Source organism: Nostoc sp. MS1 (assembly GCF_019976755.1).
In the GTDB taxonomy this organism is placed as follows: domain Bacteria; phylum Cyanobacteriota; class Cyanobacteriia; order Cyanobacteriales; family Nostocaceae; genus Trichormus.
Map to the genome: position 1 here is coordinate 174,088 of NZ_AP023441.1, position 18,608 is coordinate 192,695.

General features: G+C 41.9%; 12 protein-coding genes. 2 read left to right on the plus strand and 10 right to left on the minus strand.

Going from position 1 to position 18,608, the window contains the following annotated elements; translation table 11 throughout:
* Positions 1 to 142: 142 nt before the first annotated feature.
* From NSMS1_RS00760 to NSMS1_RS00800, 9 genes are all read right to left on the minus strand, one after another.
* Entirely contained in the window at positions 143 to 2,980 is a 2,838-nt protein-coding gene (locus tag NSMS1_RS00760; protein ID WP_224090015.1) for a cation-translocating P-type ATPase, read from the minus strand.
* 273 nt (positions 2,981 to 3,253) lie between these two features.
* Positions 3,254 to 3,658: a hypothetical protein gene (locus NSMS1_RS00765; RefSeq protein WP_224090018.1), complete on the minus strand. Its 405-nt coding sequence runs from the start codon at positions 3,656 to 3,658 to the stop codon at positions 3,254 to 3,256.
* Between the two features lie 76 nt (positions 3,659 to 3,734).
* A complete protein-coding gene (cax, locus tag NSMS1_RS00770) occupies positions 3,735 to 4,916 on the minus strand; it encodes a calcium/proton exchanger (RefSeq protein WP_224090027.1) in 1,182 nt (393 codons plus the stop codon).
* A 101-nt stretch (positions 4,917 to 5,017) separates the two neighbouring features.
* Complete coding sequence (cax, locus tag NSMS1_RS00775) at positions 5,018 to 6,199, minus strand: calcium/proton exchanger (protein ID WP_224090029.1); 1,182 nt, start codon at positions 6,197 to 6,199, stop codon at positions 5,018 to 5,020.
* A gap of 658 nt (positions 6,200 to 6,857) precedes the next feature.
* Positions 6,858 to 7,361, minus strand: coding sequence for a universal stress protein (locus NSMS1_RS00780; RefSeq protein WP_224090032.1), 504 nt, complete (start codon positions 7,359 to 7,361; stop codon positions 6,858 to 6,860).
* Between the two features lie 64 nt (positions 7,362 to 7,425).
* On the minus strand, positions 7,426 to 9,825 hold the full coding sequence (locus tag NSMS1_RS00785) for a heavy metal translocating P-type ATPase (RefSeq protein WP_224090034.1): 2,400 nt from the start codon (positions 9,823 to 9,825) through the stop codon (positions 7,426 to 7,428).
* A 744-nt stretch (positions 9,826 to 10,569) separates the two neighbouring features.
* Positions 10,570 to 10,773 carry a Nif11-like leader peptide family natural product precursor gene (locus NSMS1_RS00790; protein WP_224090050.1) on the minus strand — a complete coding sequence of 68 codons (204 nt, stop codon included), beginning with the start codon at positions 10,771 to 10,773 and terminating at the stop codon, positions 10,570 to 10,572.
* A 30-nt stretch (positions 10,774 to 10,803) separates the two neighbouring features.
* Entirely contained in the window at positions 10,804 to 12,159 is a 1,356-nt protein-coding gene (locus NSMS1_RS00795) for a formylglycine-generating enzyme family protein (RefSeq protein WP_224090052.1), read from the minus strand.
* 251 nt (positions 12,160 to 12,410) lie between these two features.
* Positions 12,411 to 14,696 carry a heavy metal translocating P-type ATPase gene (locus NSMS1_RS00800; RefSeq protein WP_224090054.1) on the minus strand — a complete coding sequence of 762 codons (2,286 nt, stop codon included), beginning with the start codon at positions 14,694 to 14,696 and terminating at the stop codon, positions 12,411 to 12,413.
* 1,052 nt (positions 14,697 to 15,748) lie between these two features.
* Here NSMS1_RS00800 and NSMS1_RS00805 point away from each other — a divergent pair.
* Positions 15,749 to 17,089 (plus strand): ParB/RepB/Spo0J family partition protein, encoded by a 1,341-nt coding sequence (locus NSMS1_RS00805; RefSeq protein ID WP_224095412.1) that lies wholly within the window; start codon positions 15,749 to 15,751, stop codon positions 17,087 to 17,089.
* Between the two features lie 352 nt (positions 17,090 to 17,441).
* Complete coding sequence (locus NSMS1_RS00810) at positions 17,442 to 17,753, plus strand: hypothetical protein (RefSeq protein ID WP_224090063.1); 312 nt, start codon at positions 17,442 to 17,444, stop codon at positions 17,751 to 17,753.
* A gap of 135 nt (positions 17,754 to 17,888) precedes the next feature.
* Here NSMS1_RS00810 and ytaF read toward each other — a convergent pair whose 3' ends face one another.
* Entirely contained in the window at positions 17,889 to 18,584 is a 696-nt protein-coding gene (gene ytaF, locus NSMS1_RS00815) for a sporulation membrane protein YtaF (protein ID WP_224090065.1), read from the minus strand.
* Between the last annotated feature and the right edge of the window lie 24 nt (positions 18,585 to 18,608).

Below are 18,608 nucleotides of genomic sequence, written 5' to 3' on the forward strand. Positions count from 1 at the left end.
ATCCTCATATCTCATTAATTACTAATTATTATTTGTGCTTAATTGGGCATTTTCTATCTAAAAAATAGGATATAAAAAAAGATTTATATTCCTTTGTATGCCCAATTAAGCATGAACTTCTATGTCTACAAATAGTCTTCTACTACTGAGCGTTTCTCCGCCAACGGATAAACAACTTCTCTAGTTCAATCCATACAAAAGTAAGCGCACTAAAACCAATACAAATCATTAATTCCATGAAGGTAAGGTAGTGGGTGCTGAAGAAGTTGCGTAATGGTTCAACGTAAATCAATAGTAGTTGTAATATTGATGTCAATATTACCGATGCCAGAATATAGGGATTAGAGAAGGGATTAATCTCCATAAACAGACGGGTATTAGAGCGAATTGCTAAAGCGTGTCCCATCTGTGACAAACACAGAGTAGTAAAGACCATTGTTTTCCAACGGTCTGGATCAAGAGTACCGCCTGCCGTATTTGCCTGGGTATATCCATAAGCCCAGGACATCATAGCGATAGTAATGACCGCCAAAACAATGCCAATCCGAATCATGTATGATCCTAAACCACGGGCAAAAATATTCTCCTTGGGATTTTTGGGAGGTTGTTGCATCACAATTGGTCTACCAGGTTCCACAGCTAGGGCGAGGGCGGGAACTCCATCTGTAACAAGGTTCATCCAGAGAATTTGTAGAGGTGATAGGGGTACACCACCTAAACCCATCAAAGGCGCAGCAGCAATAGTCAGCACTTCCCCAATGTTACTACCGAGAATATAGCGAATAAAGCGGCGGATGTTGATGTAAACAACACGTCCTTCTTCTGCTGCTGCCACAATGGTAGAAAAGTTGTCATCTAATAGCACCATGTCGCTGGCTTCTTTACTGACATCAGTGCCGGTAATACCCATTGCTACACCAATATCTGCCTGCTTCAAAGCTGGAGCATCATTCACCCCATCGCCAGTCATAGCTACAACATGACCCCGATGTTGCAGTGCTTGCACAATCTTTAATTTATGTTCTGGAGATACACGGGCGTAGACGCTAACGTAGTCTACATGTTGTTCCAGTTCTGCCATACTGAATTTTTCAAGTTCTCGCCCAGTGAGGACTTCATCATTGGGATTGGCAATACCTAAATCTTCAGCGATCGCTTTTGCTGTTAGTTGGTGGTCGCCTGTAATCATGATCGGCCGAATCCCCGCCGTGCGACAGCGAGCAACTGCATCTCGTACTTCTGGACGAGGAGCATCCAACATGCCCACTAATCCTAGCCATGTCAGACCGTTTTCGGAAATATCTTCAGAACCTTCTGGTGGTAGTTCAGTTAATAGTTTGTTAGCAAAGCCAAGCACCCTTAGCCCTCGCATTGCCATATTGTTATTTTGCTCTAAAATACGGCTTCGTTGTTCTGCTGTTAGTGGCTGAACATCATTACCGACTTGAATGTGAGTGCATCGTTCTAAGGTTAATTCAGGAGAGCCTTTAGTAAACATGAGATGGGGAGTTTGGTGCAAATGGAAGGCGCTGATACCTGCACCAGATCCTTCTGCTTCCACCATGACGCTCATCCGTTTACGTTCTGAGGAGAAGGGAAACTCTGCCACCCGTGCAAAGCGATTATCTTGCTCGTCTTTGCGGAAAGAACCTTTACCTGCCAATGACAACAATGCACCTTCTGTAGGGTCGCCTAAAATTGCCCACTCGCCATTTTCTTTTTGTAAGATGGCATCATTACAGAGTACGCAAGCTAGTAATAAGGCTTGCAGTTCTGGGTGAGCTTGAGAAAGATGGGTTTTATCTTGCCATTGAAATTCACCCATAGGAGTATAGCCATCTCCGGTCACGCGGGCTGTATTACTGGCTGTGCAAACAGCTTGTACTACCATTTTGTTTTGAGTCAAAGTTCCGGTTTTATCAGAACAAATGACGGTGACGGAACCGAGGGTTTCTACTGCTGGTAGTTTGCGAATCAGTGCATTCCGCTTCACCATGCGCTGGGTTCCTAGTGCCAGCGTCACAGTGATGACGGCAGGTAAGCCTTCTGGCACTACCGCCACTGCCATACTCAGAGATACTTTGACTAGTTCCTCAAACAAACTGGGATTGAATAAAGTACCAGCAGCAATGACAATCACCACCAGCACTAATGCACCTGTAACTAAGACATTGCCTAGTTGAGTCATGCGTTTTTGGAGCGGGGTAGGTTCCGACTCTACCGACTGTAAAGCACTAGCGATTTTTCCTAGTTCTGTCTGCATTCCCGTGCTTGTGACTAGCACAGTTGCTCGACCTTGCACTACTTCCGTACCTGAAAAAACTAGATTGATGCGATCGCCTAATGGTGCATCTTCTGGTAATTGGACTTCGGCTTGCTTGTTAACTGCATGAGCTTCTCCTGTTAAGGCAGATTCTCGCACTTGCAAGTTCACCGCCTCCAACAATCGCCCATCGGCAGGAACCTTCACACCAGCTTCCAGTAACATGACATCGCCGGGTACTAATTCTTTAGACTCCACCTCTAGGGTTTTGCCATCTCGAATTACCCGCACCTTAGAAGATGCCAAATTTTTCAGGGCTGCTAAAGCTTTTTCTGCACCACTTTCCTGTAGGTAGCCCAATACACCATTCAAAATCACTACTACAAAAATGGCGACGGCATCTTTAGGAAAGACGAATATTCCTTTAGTTAAAGCTTCCCGCACATCCAAAACAGCAGAGATAATTGCCACAGCAATTAACATCAGCAACATGATATTTTTGAATTGATCCCAGAGGATTTCTGCGGGGGTGCGGGTTCCACCTTCTGTTAGCTCATTTGAGCCATAACGTCCGAGATATTCTGTAACTTTTGATGTCGTTAAACCAAATGTGCGATCGCTTCCTAATCGCCTAATAGCTTTAACAACTTCTAAGGTATGCCATGCAGACGTTTCATCTGGTTGAGTAAACCCAGAGTCTGAGGTAGTAGAAGTCATAGATATTCTCTTTTAAATCAAAAACTTGAACTCACATAGCACTATGATTAAATGCTATGAATGCGTTTATTGTTACTATTAGATATTACAATCTTTGTTGAGTCAATAAGACAATGTAAAGATAAATAAATGTAAAAAAGAAGATAGGAGGTAGAAGTTAGCAGTTATTCCCCTGTTCCCTTTTCCATATTCTCAAATCAGCTATTCATGAGAAAATCCCACAACCAAATATGAAAGTGGTCTTTTCCCCACTCCCCACTCCCGACTTTCAAGTCAGTTTCGCTTCATTCTAGTCTGATTGGCAGTTTCCACAAATGTAAAACGTTCCCATTCACCGTATAAAGTTTCAGTTCGGAAGCGAATTTGACTAGCAGCCAGTTCCAATCCTTTAGAAGTGGCACATGTACCAAATGTGTGCATAAATATAGGCATAGCTGCTATCCCTCCTGGAGTGAAACCGGCAAATGCTGCTCCGGCTGCTGCAAGCATGATACATTGTCCAAAAGCTTTCCAAGTTTCCTCATTAACATTATCAGACGGTTCAAGACTCACAATAGCTTTGAGAGTTGTTTTTCTGGTTTCAAGTACTGGCATTAGTAAAAAACCATTACTGTCCATCACAACTCTAAACTCTGGCAAACCGTCCATACTTCCCAATTCAAAATCTCTAGTAGCCATTTCTATTGTTGGTTGTCATTAGTCATTAGTCATTAGTCATTAGTCAAGAGTTAAAACTTTCCCCTTTCTTGCCTCCTTAAGTCGGATCATAAAAGAACAAGACACTAATAACGCCAAAGAAAATCAACATTTGTAATCCATTTAACCAATTACATCGCCCATCCTGAGAAATTTGAGTCATGATGAGAACACTACCGATAAGCGCAGCGATTTGTGGAGGCGAGAAGAGAAAATCAACGGGTTTACCCACCACAGAAGAGGCAATAATTAGAGTCGGAATCACTAACAATGCAACTTGAGAAGCAGCATTCATGCCAATCTCAAAACTCAGATCCAATTTATTTTTATAAGCGACCAAAACAGCACTCATTATTGCACCTACATTGCCAATAATGCCAATTACAATCGCCCCTACAAACATCTCAGTCCATCCCAGTCCAGCAGTCACAGAATCTACGCAATCAGCAACAAAATTAGATAAAAAAGCCATCAAGACACTAGAAGCGGCAAGTACGCCAATAGAAAGGGGGATACCCCAAGACATTTCTACATCTTCTTCTGGCACAAAAACTTCCGGGAGATTTTTGGATTGTGGTGTTGACTCGGAATGCACAAAAGCTCCCACAAGATTCTTCGCTTGCAGTGCTGGTTCTGAATATCTAAATCTAGCCAGGGTATAGATGATACTCCCACCATAAGCCATGAGCAGAAATACAGATAACCAAACAGAAACATTCTTGATGACATCGGCAGCACTGACACTTTCACTAGAAAAATCAACTGCATGAGCATAAACTGACGGCATAAGAATTGCCACCGCCGCAATCATTAATCCTGCGGCTGCATCTTTGGCTCTATCTAAGGGAAATGTCACCGTACCAAAGCGATAGCCACCAACCATAATGGCTGCACCAACAGCAACCAACATATTGCTGATAATTGCACCTGTCCAGGCAGCTTTTGCTAACGGCCCTAACCCTTTGGCTACGGCAATTAAACCAAAAATTAGTTCTGGTAAGTTGCTGAAGGCGGCATTCATCATCCCACCCCATGTGCAACCAACCTTGTCTGCTAATTGCTCTGTAGCATTGCCAAGCCAGTAGGCAACAACAACCATTCCCAGGCAGGAAGTAAAGAACAGGAATATCTCATTCCGCAGTCCTGGCAGGTATGCTATGACTAAACTTATTGGCAGAAAAATCGCTAACCAGTTAATACTAGGTTGGCTTAATACTTGTTTAACTTCTTGAAGCTGCATAATTTCAACGCTCAAGCAATAACATTGTTAAAAATTGCTCTCAAAGTTTCTACAACGTTGAATCATTGTTTAGATTGATTCAGATTGTGATTTTGAATTGCTTATCCTGCTACGCTAGGATGTAAGAAGAATGCTGTGGCTAGCATTAGATAAGTCATCAACAGCATGATTCCTTCTAACCAATTGGAATAACTGTTGGGTCTGACTGAGTTGGTCATGAGGACGGCAATACCCACTCCTAGAACTGTAAAGTTATCAAAGTCTAGGTTCATTGGTTTGCCAATTATGAAGCCACTAAAAACCAAAATAGGTGTGACGAACATTGCAATCTGTAAGCTGGAACCAATTGCCACTGAAGATGCAAGATTGACTTTGTTCTTCGCCCCACAAATCCCACAAGTGATGATTTCTACGGCTGCACCAAAGATTGGCAGCAGAATTACTCCGGTGAATAAGCCACTCATGCCAGTAGTAGCGATCGCCTCTGATAAACTATCTACCAGTGCTTCGGAGACAAACACTAAAACAATTGTAGTGCCTAAAAGCAAACCAATATGCAGCTTTAACCCATATTTCTCCCCTCTAGCTTCACTACCGTAACTCTCCGGTTCGGCATCCTCATCTAGTCCATAAAGATGGCTGTGAGTTTTCATAGAGAACAACAGCATGAGGATGTAACTAGTTAAGAGCAGTGCTGATGCGATGTAGGAAAAGGCGTTAGTTGTCTGGAAGTGTAGCGCCAACGAAGTCACTTCAATGGCGGTGGGTGCTAGTAAAAAGACAATTACCAAATTCAGCAAAGAGGCATTAACACGACCAACAGCGCTCAAGTGTTCTGGGTTAATATGGGAGTTTTGTTGATTGATCCGCAACCCTCCAAAAAACAGGGCGACACCTAAACCTAAGAGTAGATTGGCAATCATCGAACCCATCAAACTGGCTTTGACTACATCTATCAGTCCGGCTCTGAGAGCAACAATAGAGACAATCATCTCAGTAGCGTTGCCAAAAGTAGCATTGAGCAAACCACCGATAGCAGGGCCAACGCGAGAGGCGATCGCTTCTGTAAAGTTAGCTGTCCACGCTGCTAGAGGAATAATCGCCAAACCTGCTGTCATGAAGACAATTTTGGGATTCACATCCAGGTGGTGTAAAATCAGGCAGATGGGAACAAAAACCAGCATCCATAAGAGTAATCTATCCTTACGGGACATTGAACTAGGTTGCTTGGTTTTTTTGTTTGTTGGTGAGCGCGAGAATCTGCCGGGCTTTGTAACTGACATTGTTCAGCCTCCAAGACCTTGTTATTTGTCGAGATGGTATGGAAATTCGGCGATCGCTTCGTTAGTGTGCGATCTTAATTAGGAGCAATCTATTGATTTGATGACAGAAGCAATTTTAGATTTAATCCAAAATCTAAAAAAGGTTACAAGCCTCTTCCTTATAGGGAGAGGTCAATCCAAAATAATCAATCTAAAATCTAAAATTGGTTGACCTTACCCCTGCCTTCTTTAGATACTTTTGGTTGAGGTTAGCGTCCTTTGACAAATAAATTGAACGATAAACTCCTACTTTAGGGCAATACAGTAAATATTATTTATAGTGAATAATATAGATAGATGCGTTTGCCTTTGGATAACCCACACTATTAATCTATGGGTTAGTAATCACCAGGAGATACTAATTCAATTTTTGCATGGGTGCTTACTTGTAGCTTACAGTAATCACCGCAAGAAAGAGATGATCAAGCTGCTTACACTGATACAAATTTTTAATCAAAGATATAATGTAAAGCAGACATCTTGCTTTCAAAACCTACATAACACCTGAGATATGCTGACTGCTGACAGGTGAGCAAATAATTACTAATTCGTAATCACAAGAGTACAAGCTACCTAGAAGTGCAGTTACGAATTATTTTGACTATTAACTGTAAACAGTCTATGCGTTAACTCTTACTGTTTGCCTTTCTTGAATACCTACAGCACCAAGTTGTTCGAGGTTTTGGATGATGAGTACTGAGCAAGGAGCATTGTGTGTGACATAGTTGCTGACACTGCCCAAAATTAGCTCGCTCATACCAGAAAGCCCCCGGCGGCCGATAACAATTAATCCCGCCTCCCAGACACGGGCAGTTTCGCAAATAATATGACCGGGCCGGCCTAAACCTTGGTAATATTCAGTGGGTACTCCGGCGGCGATCGCTTGTTCTGTGAGAGATTTGAGTAAATCCAGACTGGGTTTTTCAAACTCTTCCCAACGTTTCTTATTCTCTGGAGTATTAATCAAGGTCAAGATATTTGGGCTTTCTTGTTCGTCAACAGAGAGAATGTGGAGCAGCTTTAAAGATGCCTTAGTCGCTTTTGCCAACTCCAGTGCTTCTTGAAAGATATACTTGCTGGTATCGTCACAGCGATTGAGAGCAACGAGAATTTTACGAAACATAAAACCTCATAAGCAATTCAAAATTCAAAAAAAGGAATGGGTACTTTAGAGTACCCAATATGCTCTAAACCATGTTTGATGTCTGTAATTTAGACTTACTCTGAGGTTCTTCTACATCAGACGAAAGAACCACTACTTCAGTCTCTACTTCTATAGAAGTTGGTGAAACATTAACAGCTTCGGATCTATGACTACGTTCTTGTAATCGCTTTTCTTCCTCAGCAATTTCAGCTGCACTTAACTGATGTCCTAGTGGCATAACTTCACCAGGGCCGATAAGCGGACGTAGACCATTGAGTTCTGCCAGGATTGCAGTACCGTTGTTGATTACTACCGCTAGAAGTGGGTCAAGTGCGAAGAAAATACCGGAGAGCAACGCGCCTAAGTTGGGAACTGCCACGATCATCGTGTTCTGCCAAATAATATCCATTGCTTGACGCGCACATTTAACCGCCATGATTAAGCCGCGTAGGTCATCTTCCATCAGTACCACATCGGCTGTTTCTCTAGCGATGTCAGTAGCACCAGCAAAGGATATTGAGGCATCGGCGTAAGCCAAAGCGGCAGAGTCATTAATACCATCGCCGCAGAATGCCACAACTCTACCACTGTCGTGCAATCCTTTAACTACTTCTACTTTCTTTTCTGGGAAAGCTTCAGCCGTGACGTGATTGGGATGAATGCCGAGATTATTAGCGATGGAGTGAGCAACCCGTGTCACATCACCTGTGAGCATATGTACAGTAATGCCCATCTCCTTGAGTTCGCGGATGACTTCTTTGCTTTCTGGACGTGGTGGATCACTGTAACGGATCACGCCAAGCAGTCTACCATCACCTGCTACGTAAACTAAGGATTGACCGCCTGATTTGGCATCGGGATAGCGAATGTCGTATTCCTCTAAATCCACGTTTTCTTGTTTCATGAATCGGGGGCTACCGACGAGGATATTTATACCGTCGATTTTTGCGACTGCACCCAGACCAACCTTATATTCCCACTCTTCACATTCTTTGAGGGCAACGCCTGTATCTTTAGCGTGATGCACGATCGCCTCAGCAATGGGGTGAGTCAATCCTTTCTCAGCACTAGCCGCATAACACAAAATTTCATCTTTGGTGAAGCGGGTTTCCATCACATCAATATCGTTGACACCTGCATGACCAATGGTGAGTGTTCCTGTCTTGTCACAAACAACGGTGTCAATGGTTGCTAACATTTCAATGGCACGACCACTGCGGATCAATACACCATTGCGAGCCGCGTAGGTGAGAACCGAAAGAATTGTCGTCGGTACAGAAACCCGAATGCCTGTACCAAAGTCTAAGGTGAGCAGTGCGATCGCTCGGCCGAGGTTGCCGCTAGCAAGGCCCACACCTGTACCAATTAACAAGGTGGGAATTACCATTTGATTTGCCACTGTTGCTGCGTAGTTCTCAACCCGTGTATCATGCACAGGTGCAGCTTGCATTAGGTTGACAATCACACCAGCACGAGTATTGTTGCCAACTCGTTCTGACAGGATGGTTAATGTACCATCGACCAATAAGGTAGAAGCAAAGACTTCTTCTCCGACTGTGCGCGTGACGGGTACTGATTCACCTGTAAGTTTGCACTGATCAAGAATCCCTGTCCCTTCTAAAACAATGCCGTCAACAGGAATCTGGTCTCCAGGATAGACTATGACGTGATCACCAACAATCACATCTTGAGTGGGAATCTCTACAACTTTTCCATCGCGGATGACAAAGGCAGTCTTGCTCAAGCAATCTAGCAGGTCGAGGGATGCTCTCTCACTACCCCGCGCCGTCATATCCCGGATGGCTTCGCCTCCTTCCACCAGACCTAACATGAAGGATGGAGCAAAGAAATGCCCCGTTGCTGTATGCAGTGCGATCGCTAAACCATCCAAGAAATCAATAGTTAACTGGTGTTCTTCTTGAATAGCATCCCATGCTCGTTTGAATACTGGAATTGCACCAACAAATACCACAGCACCAATCAAAACAGGAGGAATTGGCAGCCCAATCATTGCACCCAAACTGAGTACTAAACCTGCGACAGGCAAGCCTAAACGTTCTACAAAGTCTACTTCGTTGTTAGCTTTTTCCTTCTCTTCACCAGTCCATCCTGTAGGAACTTCAACAGTCGATGCCTGCTGAATTGCTGTAAACAATTTCTCTTGTATAGTGGCGATGCCTATCGCAGTTGGCTCGTGATCGTAGCTAAGAACTAACGAACTAGCCAGAGCGTTAATTTGAACTTCAGTAGCAAAATCCAATTTACCCAGAGCATACTTTAGCTGTTGAGCATATTCTTCATCCCAGGCAAGTTGGGGAATCCGAATGCGAAACCGCCCCGGAATCCAATGAACCACCTCGTAATGTATAGTTTCAGCGTGACTTAAAGATTCAGTCTCAATAACTTTTATAGCAAGCTTTTCAGCAGTGGTTTGACCTGACATAAGGCTTTGTGTTTGTATTAAGTTTGTGTACACATTGAGGAAAATTGCACAGCAGTAGCTAGGCTTAAAATCATTGGCACAGCCTATACTCAAATAGGACACCTTTACCTGCAATTTCCGGGTCCAAAAGCTAGTAAATAACTATTTCCTACTTCGATTGGTAAAATTGTTAGAATTACTGATTAGCAAGCATTCCGTAACCTAAGATTCTCACTCAAGTCATCAAATACTTACCATAGTAAAATTCTATTGCTTTCCTCTTCTGAAACACATTTTACAAGCCTTGAAATTTAGGGTTATGGAAGATTGTGTTTCTTTCGTAATGTTGCTAGTGGGGTTTGCCGCTAGTTGTCGGCTGATATTCGCCAAAATTTAGCTTTCAGATCAACTAAACACAAACAATATTTAGGTTAACAACAAGAGGTTAAGCACCTGTTTATAGAGTATGGTATCACTCTATTGGCCTACTGCTAATAAAAGCAGTCTACAGGAAATTCCGGTAAAATAAAACCAATGTTTACGAAAGTCAACGTAATTATCAAGTCTGAAGTATAAAACTCTTTTGCCCACTGGGAGCGAGGCAGATAGCAATTTATTTCATCCTTTTTCCTTGACACTTCAGACTTCCATAGTCAACACTGCCCTAAAAACTCAAAGTTTGCCCGAAGTTTTAAGTCTCGCAGAGTGAGCTTCAAAACTTCGCACGCAAAGCGCTATGAGCATAGTGTCTTGAATCAAAAAATTTCAAGAAAACTGTCTCATTAGGATCAGCATATTTTGGTTTATGTAGACTTCGACTTCTGTGGAAGTAAAGCTGTAACCATACTCTGCACCTAACTGTACCGTTAACTCTACAAAATTTTCTCGGTCAGATGCAGTTTTTAGCTTCTCTACTAGAGTTGGATTTTGGCTAATCATTTCGTGAAAGTCTTTCACCTGTTTTGACATATTTACCCTCACTTAATTAGTACTGAGTTGTCATTTGTGATTCTCCCTTGCACCCGGACTTACACTAGAACAGACTACTCGAAAACCAATACCACTACCCCCGTGATCAGCTTTATCCCAATGGCGCTGTGCAGAACGACAAAGGCTTGGTAGACAATACCAAGAACCACCCCGTAACAGGCGATGGTCTTGAAGTTCTGCTTGTTCCCAAATGCTACCGTCACAGGGTGCTTGTTGATAGTTGTCGTGCCAAGCATCGGCACACCACTCCCATACGTTACCGTGCATATCGCATAGTCCAAATGCGTTAGCAACTTGAAAACTTCCTACTGGTACTGTCTGTTGGCGATATTGACCTATAGGTTCTACATTGTAGATATAGTTGCCATCATAATTAGCTAGTTCGGGTGTAATGGTTTCACCAAAATGGAAAGGTGTTGTTGTTTTAGCGCGACAGGCATATTCCCATTCTGCTTCGCTTGGTAGGCGATAATGTCGTTTGGTGAGTTTGGTGAGTCTGGCACAAAATTCGATCGCATCGTGCCATGAAACTTGTTCTACCGGTTGGTTTTCGCCTTTAGTCAAGGCTGGCTCAGGATTGAGAGAGCGGTTAATAGTTGGTAGACTAGCGATCGCACGCCATTGTGCCTGAGTAATTGTAAATCTTCCCATGCAAAAAGGCTCAATTGTTACCTGATGCAGAGGTTCTTCGTGATTTTCTCGTCCTTTTTCCCCCTCTTTTGAACCCATCCAAAACACGCCTCCTGGAAGGATAATCATATCTAACGCAACATTCTCTAATTCTTCCTGGAAGTAGTGAGCTTCACTTCCATAGCAATTCGCTAGTTGTCCCTGTGCATCAACAGTCACTACCTGAAAAATCAAAGTTTGTTCCTTGATTGGTAAAGCTGTTTCTATTTGGTGGGGTTGTTCAAGTTCCAAAATGTCAACTTGGGGTTGTGCTTCGGCTACTGGGGCTGTTTCTATTTGGTGGAGTTGTTCAAGTTCCAAAATATCAGCCTGGGGTTGTGCTTCGGCTAGTTCTGAGACTAGAGAATGAATCGGCGTTAAGATGATTTCTCGTTGTTGTAAGGTTAGTGAAAGTTTGTTATGCAGTTGCGTTGCTTGCTCTAATTCAGATTGGAGTTGGGCTATGGTTTGGTTTGCTTGTTGAAGTTGAAGATGTAGTTGCTGGATTTGTTCTTTATGAGTTTTGATCATTGCCCATTGCTGTTGCGCCCATGCCAATCTTGTCTGCTCTTTCGAGGAGACTTCTGGAATTAGCCCAATTACTAAAGAGTGTGCTTGGAGGTTCCAACCGCACAGTGAGCAATTCTCGGTTTTATCTACAACATATTCAGCTTGGCAAACAGGACATCGAGGCATAATAGTTTCCTCTGAACCTGAAGCAGTATTTGGATTGAGAAAAATCTAATAAAGTAATTGTACGCTGAAATTATGTAAATTTTACATCAAGTTTAAGAAATTATTATTTGGGGTTGGTAATCGGTAATAGTAGAAAACAATTACCTATTCTCTATTACAAATTACCAACTAAACCAACCATATTGTAAGTAATCAACCGGATTTGGTATGAGCAGGGCTTTAGCCCGGCTTAGTTTAATTGCGAATTGATTTTATGCAGGACTGGGAGTAAGTAGTTTCAATTGCTCAGAATCAGCAGGGCTAGGAGATTCAACGGGGTGTTTAGTATCGGGTGTATATTTGAGTGCATCTGCATCAAAGCTAGGAATTGGTTGGGCATTAAACAAGGGGCGGAAACTGTTCAACTCAGCAATCAGGGCTGAACCATTACTGATAATGACACCTAAAACTGGATCAAAAGCAAATAAAATACCTGCAAGTACTACACCAATATTCGGTACAGCGATGAGGGCAGTATTTTGGTAAATAATATCCATTGCTTGTTTTGCGATCGCAATGGCATGAGGTATGCCCCGCAGATCATCATCTAGAAGGACTATATCGGCGGTTTCTCTGGCAATATCAATACCACTAGCAAAAGAAATAGAAACATCCGCATGTGCTAAAGCTGCGGCATCATTGATACCTTCTCCAATGAAAAGTACAGTCCGCTCTTGGCTTTGAAGTTGGCGAATGACATCGACTTTTTGATCAGGAAATGATTCTGCATAAACATGACTACTATTAATACTCAACTCTTGAGCTACACGATTAGCCACTCGTTGGCTATCGCCACTTAACATATAGGTCTGCTGACCTTGGCTTTCTAAGACAGAAATTACTTCGGCACTTTCTGGACGGAGGGGGTCTGTATACAAAATCACGCCTAACAATTCACTATCTACAGCCACATATACTGTAGATTGGCTACCTGTCCTTAGCTCTGGGTGAAGTTGATGAGTGGGATTAACCTCAATGCCTTCTTGCAGCATGAGACGATGGCTACCAGCCAAAATCCTTTGTCCAGAAATTTGAGCAACTACACCTAAGCCAATGCGATAATCCCAAGCTTCACAAGGACGAGTTTTGATATTATTCTCTTCGGCATAACGCAGAATTGCAGTAGCAACAGGATGAGTGTTACCTTGTTCTGCCGACGCAGCAACTTCTAAGACATAATCTGAAGAAATTTCTGGTCTGGCGGTTTTGATGGCGATAACTTCGGCATTACCTTGGGTTAGCGTCCCAGTTTTGTCAAAAACAATTGTATCTATCCTTGCTAAGATTTCCAAGGCACGTCCGCTACGGATGTAGATGCCATGCCGTGCCGCATAGGTAAGGGCTGCTAAAACCGTAGAAGGTACGGCAATGCGAATGCTGTGGCTAAAATCGAGGTGCAAAGGAGCAAGCGATCGCGATACATCTCTAGTAACAGCAAAAATGGCACCGCTTAATAGCAGGGTTGGGACAATGGTTGCATCAGCAACTTTGGCTGCATAATCTTCAACCCGCGTATCATGAACTGGAGCAGATTGCAAAAGTTCGACTGTCAATCCTAAGCGGGTATTTTTGCCGATTCGTTTAGTTAGTATACATATCTTGCCTTCTAACAACAAAGTAGAGGCGTGAACTACCTGTCCTTCAGAGCGAGAAACTAACGTAGACTCTCCGGTGAGTTTATGTTCATCAATTAATGCTGTACCCCGCAGTACTCTCCCACTCACTGGAATTACTTCACCTGGATAGACAATAACGCGATCGCCTTTCTGCACATCTTTCAGGGGAATTTCTATTTCTTGCCCATCCCGTTCTACCTTGGCAGATTTATCCATACCCATGAACAAATCCATAAATTGCCTCTCGGAAGCGCGGGCAGTGGCATCACGTAGCGCATCCCCCGTTTCCATTAAACTCAACATGAGTGACGGGCCTACAAAGTCTCCTTTAATTGTGTAAAGACCTAGCCAAAGTACGTCAAGAATATCCGCGTCTAGTCGTCGTTCTTTGACAGTTGTTTCTATCAGCCTAGCTACAAATGGTGCGGCAGCTACAGCAATTAAGCCACCAATTGCCAAAGCCGGTATAGGTAGTGTCAACTGACTAGAAAGCACAGCCAAACCTAAGCTGAACATAGGTAGTCCCAGCCGCTCTATCCAGTCGATTTCTGGTCTTAGTTCTGTTTTTATTGGCACTGTTCCCGGCGGAATGTCAACGACGCTAGCTTGCTGAATGCTATTTAATAAGCTTTTTTGTACCGTGGTTACAGGCACGTCGGGTTCATAGTAAACAATTAACGAGCTAGATGGCTGGTTGATGCGCACACTAACAATAAAATCAAAAGACTCTATCAGCCAAGTCAGCGAACTTGCATACTCAGGATCATCGGTTAGTCGAGGTATACGAATCCGCAGTCGCTCCTCGGTAATGTGGACAATTTCAAAATCTATTTCCTGAAATTGATTGTTTATGGGAATTTCATATTCTGTTGGCGCAGGCATAAGGTCTTACCTCTTAGGGGAAATTAACTAAAGAATTTTGAATTGTAAAGAATAAAAAATAAAATGAAAATGATGGTCAAGGGATATGGAAACTTCAATTAGCACAATAATCCTAACTGGTATTTATCAGGTTTGTACTGCCTGCATGTTACAAAAATCATCTCTTTTCTTATAGCTCATTAGCTTCTAGCTACAGGATGAACACGCAAAATGGTTTAGCTAGTTGCAGGATGAGCAATATTGACCTTTTTTAAATAGCCTAATTACTTACTCAATGCTAAGTACTGAGTAATTATTAAATTAGAAAGTACTCAGCACTCTTCATTACACTGCCTGAAAAATGATTGTTCTGGGGAAGTATCTTAAATTTTTTACTATAAACACACAGCATTTTCAATCCCTCTTACGGACTAAATATTTTTCCTCCTTACAGTATGAGAAATTAGCCGAGAGATACTGTTATAATTTTGTTAATTGTCATATATTCTTAATTTAAGATTATCCCATAAAAATGTTATTTGTTTGATACAAAGCTTTTACAACATGGTTAAGTTGACATTATGAATAAAAACTGAATTTTTCCAACGTGTCTTATAGACAACATACAGAATATTTCACAATATTAGCCTGACGATAATTATTATGTAGACTCTGCGTCGGTAAAAATCCTACTTCAGTTCAGCAGTCTGTTGTATTTAGTTTTAGCAGTTTGTCACCAGAATGAATATCAGGCTTGATATGGTGGCCATGTAAAATTTTTTGAGGTAATGTTGTCATTTGCTGTATAGATGAATCCTCAAGAAATATAAACGGATAAATATTGATGTCAGAAGTAGGAGCAATCTGTTGCGGTGCAGGCTTCAATTGCAAAGAGCCGCTGTCGATTTTGAAGGTTTTGTGATCTGTAATAGTACTTGTGTTCTAAACAGTTAGAGCATTTCACAATTGAATACCAAGAAGTTGTGAAGAAAGATTACTATATCTGTTGTTTTGCTATATTTTCTATAGTCTCCATAAAAAATATAGCCCCAGTTAATTATTTGGTAGCTTTTATGTCCATTATTGCCATTGATAGGGTTAGTATCCAGCCCAACAGGCGTCCTCTAAACGACCAAAAAGTTGCTGAGTTGATGCAATCTATTAAGGCGAACGGACTCTTGAACCCTATAACCCTCGATCATAATTTCAATCTAATTGCAGGGCTACACCGCCTAACTGCTTGCAAGCTCTTGGGGCTGGAACAGATTGAATACAGGGTTATTACTTATAAAGACGTAGATCATGCCAGATTGGCTGAAATCGATGAAAACCTCATTCGCAATGAACTAGAAGCCTTAGAACGAGCTGAACTCTGGCTAGAGAGAGACCAAATATTAGAGCGGATAGGTTTGCGTGCGCAATCTGGAGAGAACCAATACACTAAAAAAGGGGGTGAATCAATTTCACCCCCTCCTAAAACGACAGTACAACTAGCTCAAGAGGCAGGTTATAACAAGCGGACATATCAACTAGGAAAGCAAATTGCTAAAAATATTGACCCAGAAGTTAAGGAGGTGATTAAGGAAACACCTATTGCCAAAAGTCACTCCACTTTGTTAAAAATAGCTAGAGCAGGAAGTAAAGAACGCGAGCAGGCAGAACAAGCAGAACAGAAAGCCCAAGAAGCGAAGCGTCAGCAAAAGCAAGAAGAAATGGAAAAACAAGCTAAATTAGCAGCAGAGGCTAGAAGCAAGCTCAAAGAACAGCAATTGATGGCATTACAAAGCTCTACTGCTCAAAAGCAGGCAAAACAGTCTATAAAATCTGCTAAACCACAAGTTGAAAAAAAATTCAATACTACTCTAATTCCACCGGGGGCAGAGTTAGGAGATGAGTGGATACTTGGTAGGCATTTAATTTACTGTGGTGATACGGCTGAGGATGAATTTATTGGACTTCTTCCTTCCAATGCTGCTTTAGCGCTTGCTACTCTTTCATTTGAGTGGAATCATGATTATCTAATTAATGAAGCTCGCATCGTCGCTGTGCTAGCTCGTGAAGGACATATCCAAGATTTTTGTGCGCGTCATCGTATGCCCTTTAGATTTGAGTGGGTGTTGGGCGAATTATACGTCGGGATTTACTCTCAAGATCCCATTCTCAAACCAGAGAAGCCTGTTGGGATTGAGGGTGTAGAAGGAATTGTTGCTTATTTAATCAGTTTGTATACAAAACATGATAATTTTGTACTTGCACCTTCTTTAGGAAACGCTGAATTATTAATTACCTGTGAAAGAATGGGACGTATCTGCTTTGCTGGTGACAAAGCTACAGAGAATGTTGATCGGGCGATCGCTCGGTGGCAAAAGTGGACAGGACAAGAGGCGAAAAGAGAAAAACACTGTTATGAGTAAGAGGTCTGCAAATAAAAAACATTATATATATTATCTGTGTTGAGGTTGGCTGTTAAATGTCAACCTCAAAAAAATCAATTAGTTTTTACTAAGCGAAGGTTATGAATAACTGAACTTTCGCATCTTTAATATTGCAAGTCCAGCAGTCTATAATATCGTAATTCGTGAGGAGGAACTACCACTAGAATTACTAAGGCTGCTTTTTTTTTGTTTTAAAAATCAATTGTAGGGTTCAGTAGATAAAGCAAGGGTGGTAATTATATATTCAAGAATTGTAGGCAAACTAAGGAATTTCTGATTAACAAGTTAGAGAATTATCTATCATCCACTTTACTCGGAGGCGTGTGGAAATATGGCATTTATTAAAGTTGATAATATGGTCATTAATACCACTTACATTGCTGCTGTCAGGCTAGAAGGTGAAGACACCTTTGGCGAGGAGAAAGTTTCCTTATTAATTGCCATCCCGACTTTTCCTCTGAATCAGCAAGAAAAGAACTCTACGACTTCTACTAATTTTTATCAGTATGAATGGGTTGAATTTCATGGTTTTGCTGCCATTGCTCTGCAAGACTACTTCAGCAGCTTTAACAATGTGATTGATTTAATGCCCCAAGATAGCCGACGAGTGCTATCCAATTCTAAAGAATGTTTGGGAAGTTAAATTAAATCTGTAGCAAAAAAGGAATATTCACTCATGATAGATGTGGGGTCTAAAGAATGCGGAGTAAATAAGTCCACATTCTTTAGTGTCTTTAGGATGATCATTTGTGATTGATATCCAAGAATGATTACAAAGCTAAGGCATAACGAAATATTCATATACCCCGGTGATGATAACCAGAGCGGCTGAAAGGATACCAGCCCAAAGTCCAGATATCTTAGTCGTAAAGCGATCGCCTAGAAAGTACCCGCCTGATATTCCCAACAAACTGAGGATCAAAACTAAAAAGGTGGTAATAGCCACATTCAAGTTAGAAATTCCACCACCCAATCCTGAACCAAGATTATTGAGAGTCAAGCCAAACGCCAGAGCGATAGATTCTTGTACATCAATATAGCCTGAGTGGTCTACGTCTGCTTTTTCAGGATCTTCCAAGAATTTTTCGTAAGAAAATTCTTGAGAAAATTCCTCAGAAGAATTTTTACGGTAGCTGTTAGATATCGCCCGGTGTGAACCTGCTGCAACTAAAACACTCATTTCCTTACGCATCTTGACTTTTCTACGTTGGCGTTTGAGTGTTTTCCAAATACTCCAAATTCCGACGGCTATCAAGATAAAGCTACCTAACGCATTGGCGACATTTATAGACAAGTAATTCTTAATGTCATTTCCGACAGAAATAGCGAGATATGTGCCGATTGCGGAAATCAAACTAATAAATAGATTAGTAAGCCAGCCAATTTGGAGTTTTTTAATTCCGTAAGCGATACCAACGGCAAAATTATCGACGTTAACCGCGATCGCAAGTAGTAGAGCAGATAGGATGTGCATAATTAAAGAATGAAGAAAGGAAAA

Coding starts and splice junctions, on each gene's coding strand:
- NSMS1_RS00760 (WP_224090015.1), bottom strand. CDS start 2,980: ATGACTTCTACTACCTCAGACTCTGGGTTTACTCAACCAGATGAAACG.
- NSMS1_RS00765 (WP_224090018.1), bottom strand. CDS start 3,658: ATGGCTACTAGAGATTTTGAATTGGGAAGTATGGACGGTTTGCCAGAG.
- cax (WP_224090027.1), bottom strand. CDS start 4,916: ATGCAGCTTCAAGAAGTTAAACAAGTATTAAGCCAACCTAGTATTAAC.
- cax (WP_224090029.1), bottom strand. CDS start 6,199: ATGTCAGTTACAAAGCCCGGCAGATTCTCGCGCTCACCAACAAACAAA.
- NSMS1_RS00780 (WP_224090032.1), bottom strand. CDS start 7,361: ATGTTTCGTAAAATTCTCGTTGCTCTCAATCGCTGTGACGATACCAGC.
- NSMS1_RS00785 (WP_224090034.1), bottom strand. CDS start 9,825: ATGTCAGGTCAAACCACTGCTGAAAAGCTTGCTATAAAAGTTATTGAG.
- NSMS1_RS00790 (WP_224090050.1), bottom strand. CDS start 10,773: ATGTCAAAACAGGTGAAAGACTTTCACGAAATGATTAGCCAAAATCCA.
- NSMS1_RS00795 (WP_224090052.1), bottom strand. CDS start 12,159: ATGCCTCGATGTCCTGTTTGCCAAGCTGAATATGTTGTAGATAAAACC.
- NSMS1_RS00800 (WP_224090054.1), bottom strand. CDS start 14,696: ATGCCTGCGCCAACAGAATATGAAATTCCCATAAACAATCAATTTCAG.
- NSMS1_RS00805 (WP_224095412.1), top strand. CDS start 15,749: ATGTCCATTATTGCCATTGATAGGGTTAGTATCCAGCCCAACAGGCGT.
- NSMS1_RS00810 (WP_224090063.1), top strand. CDS start 17,442: ATGGCATTTATTAAAGTTGATAATATGGTCATTAATACCACTTACATT.
- ytaF (WP_224090065.1), bottom strand. CDS start 18,584: ATGCACATCCTATCTGCTCTACTACTTGCGATCGCGGTTAACGTCGAT.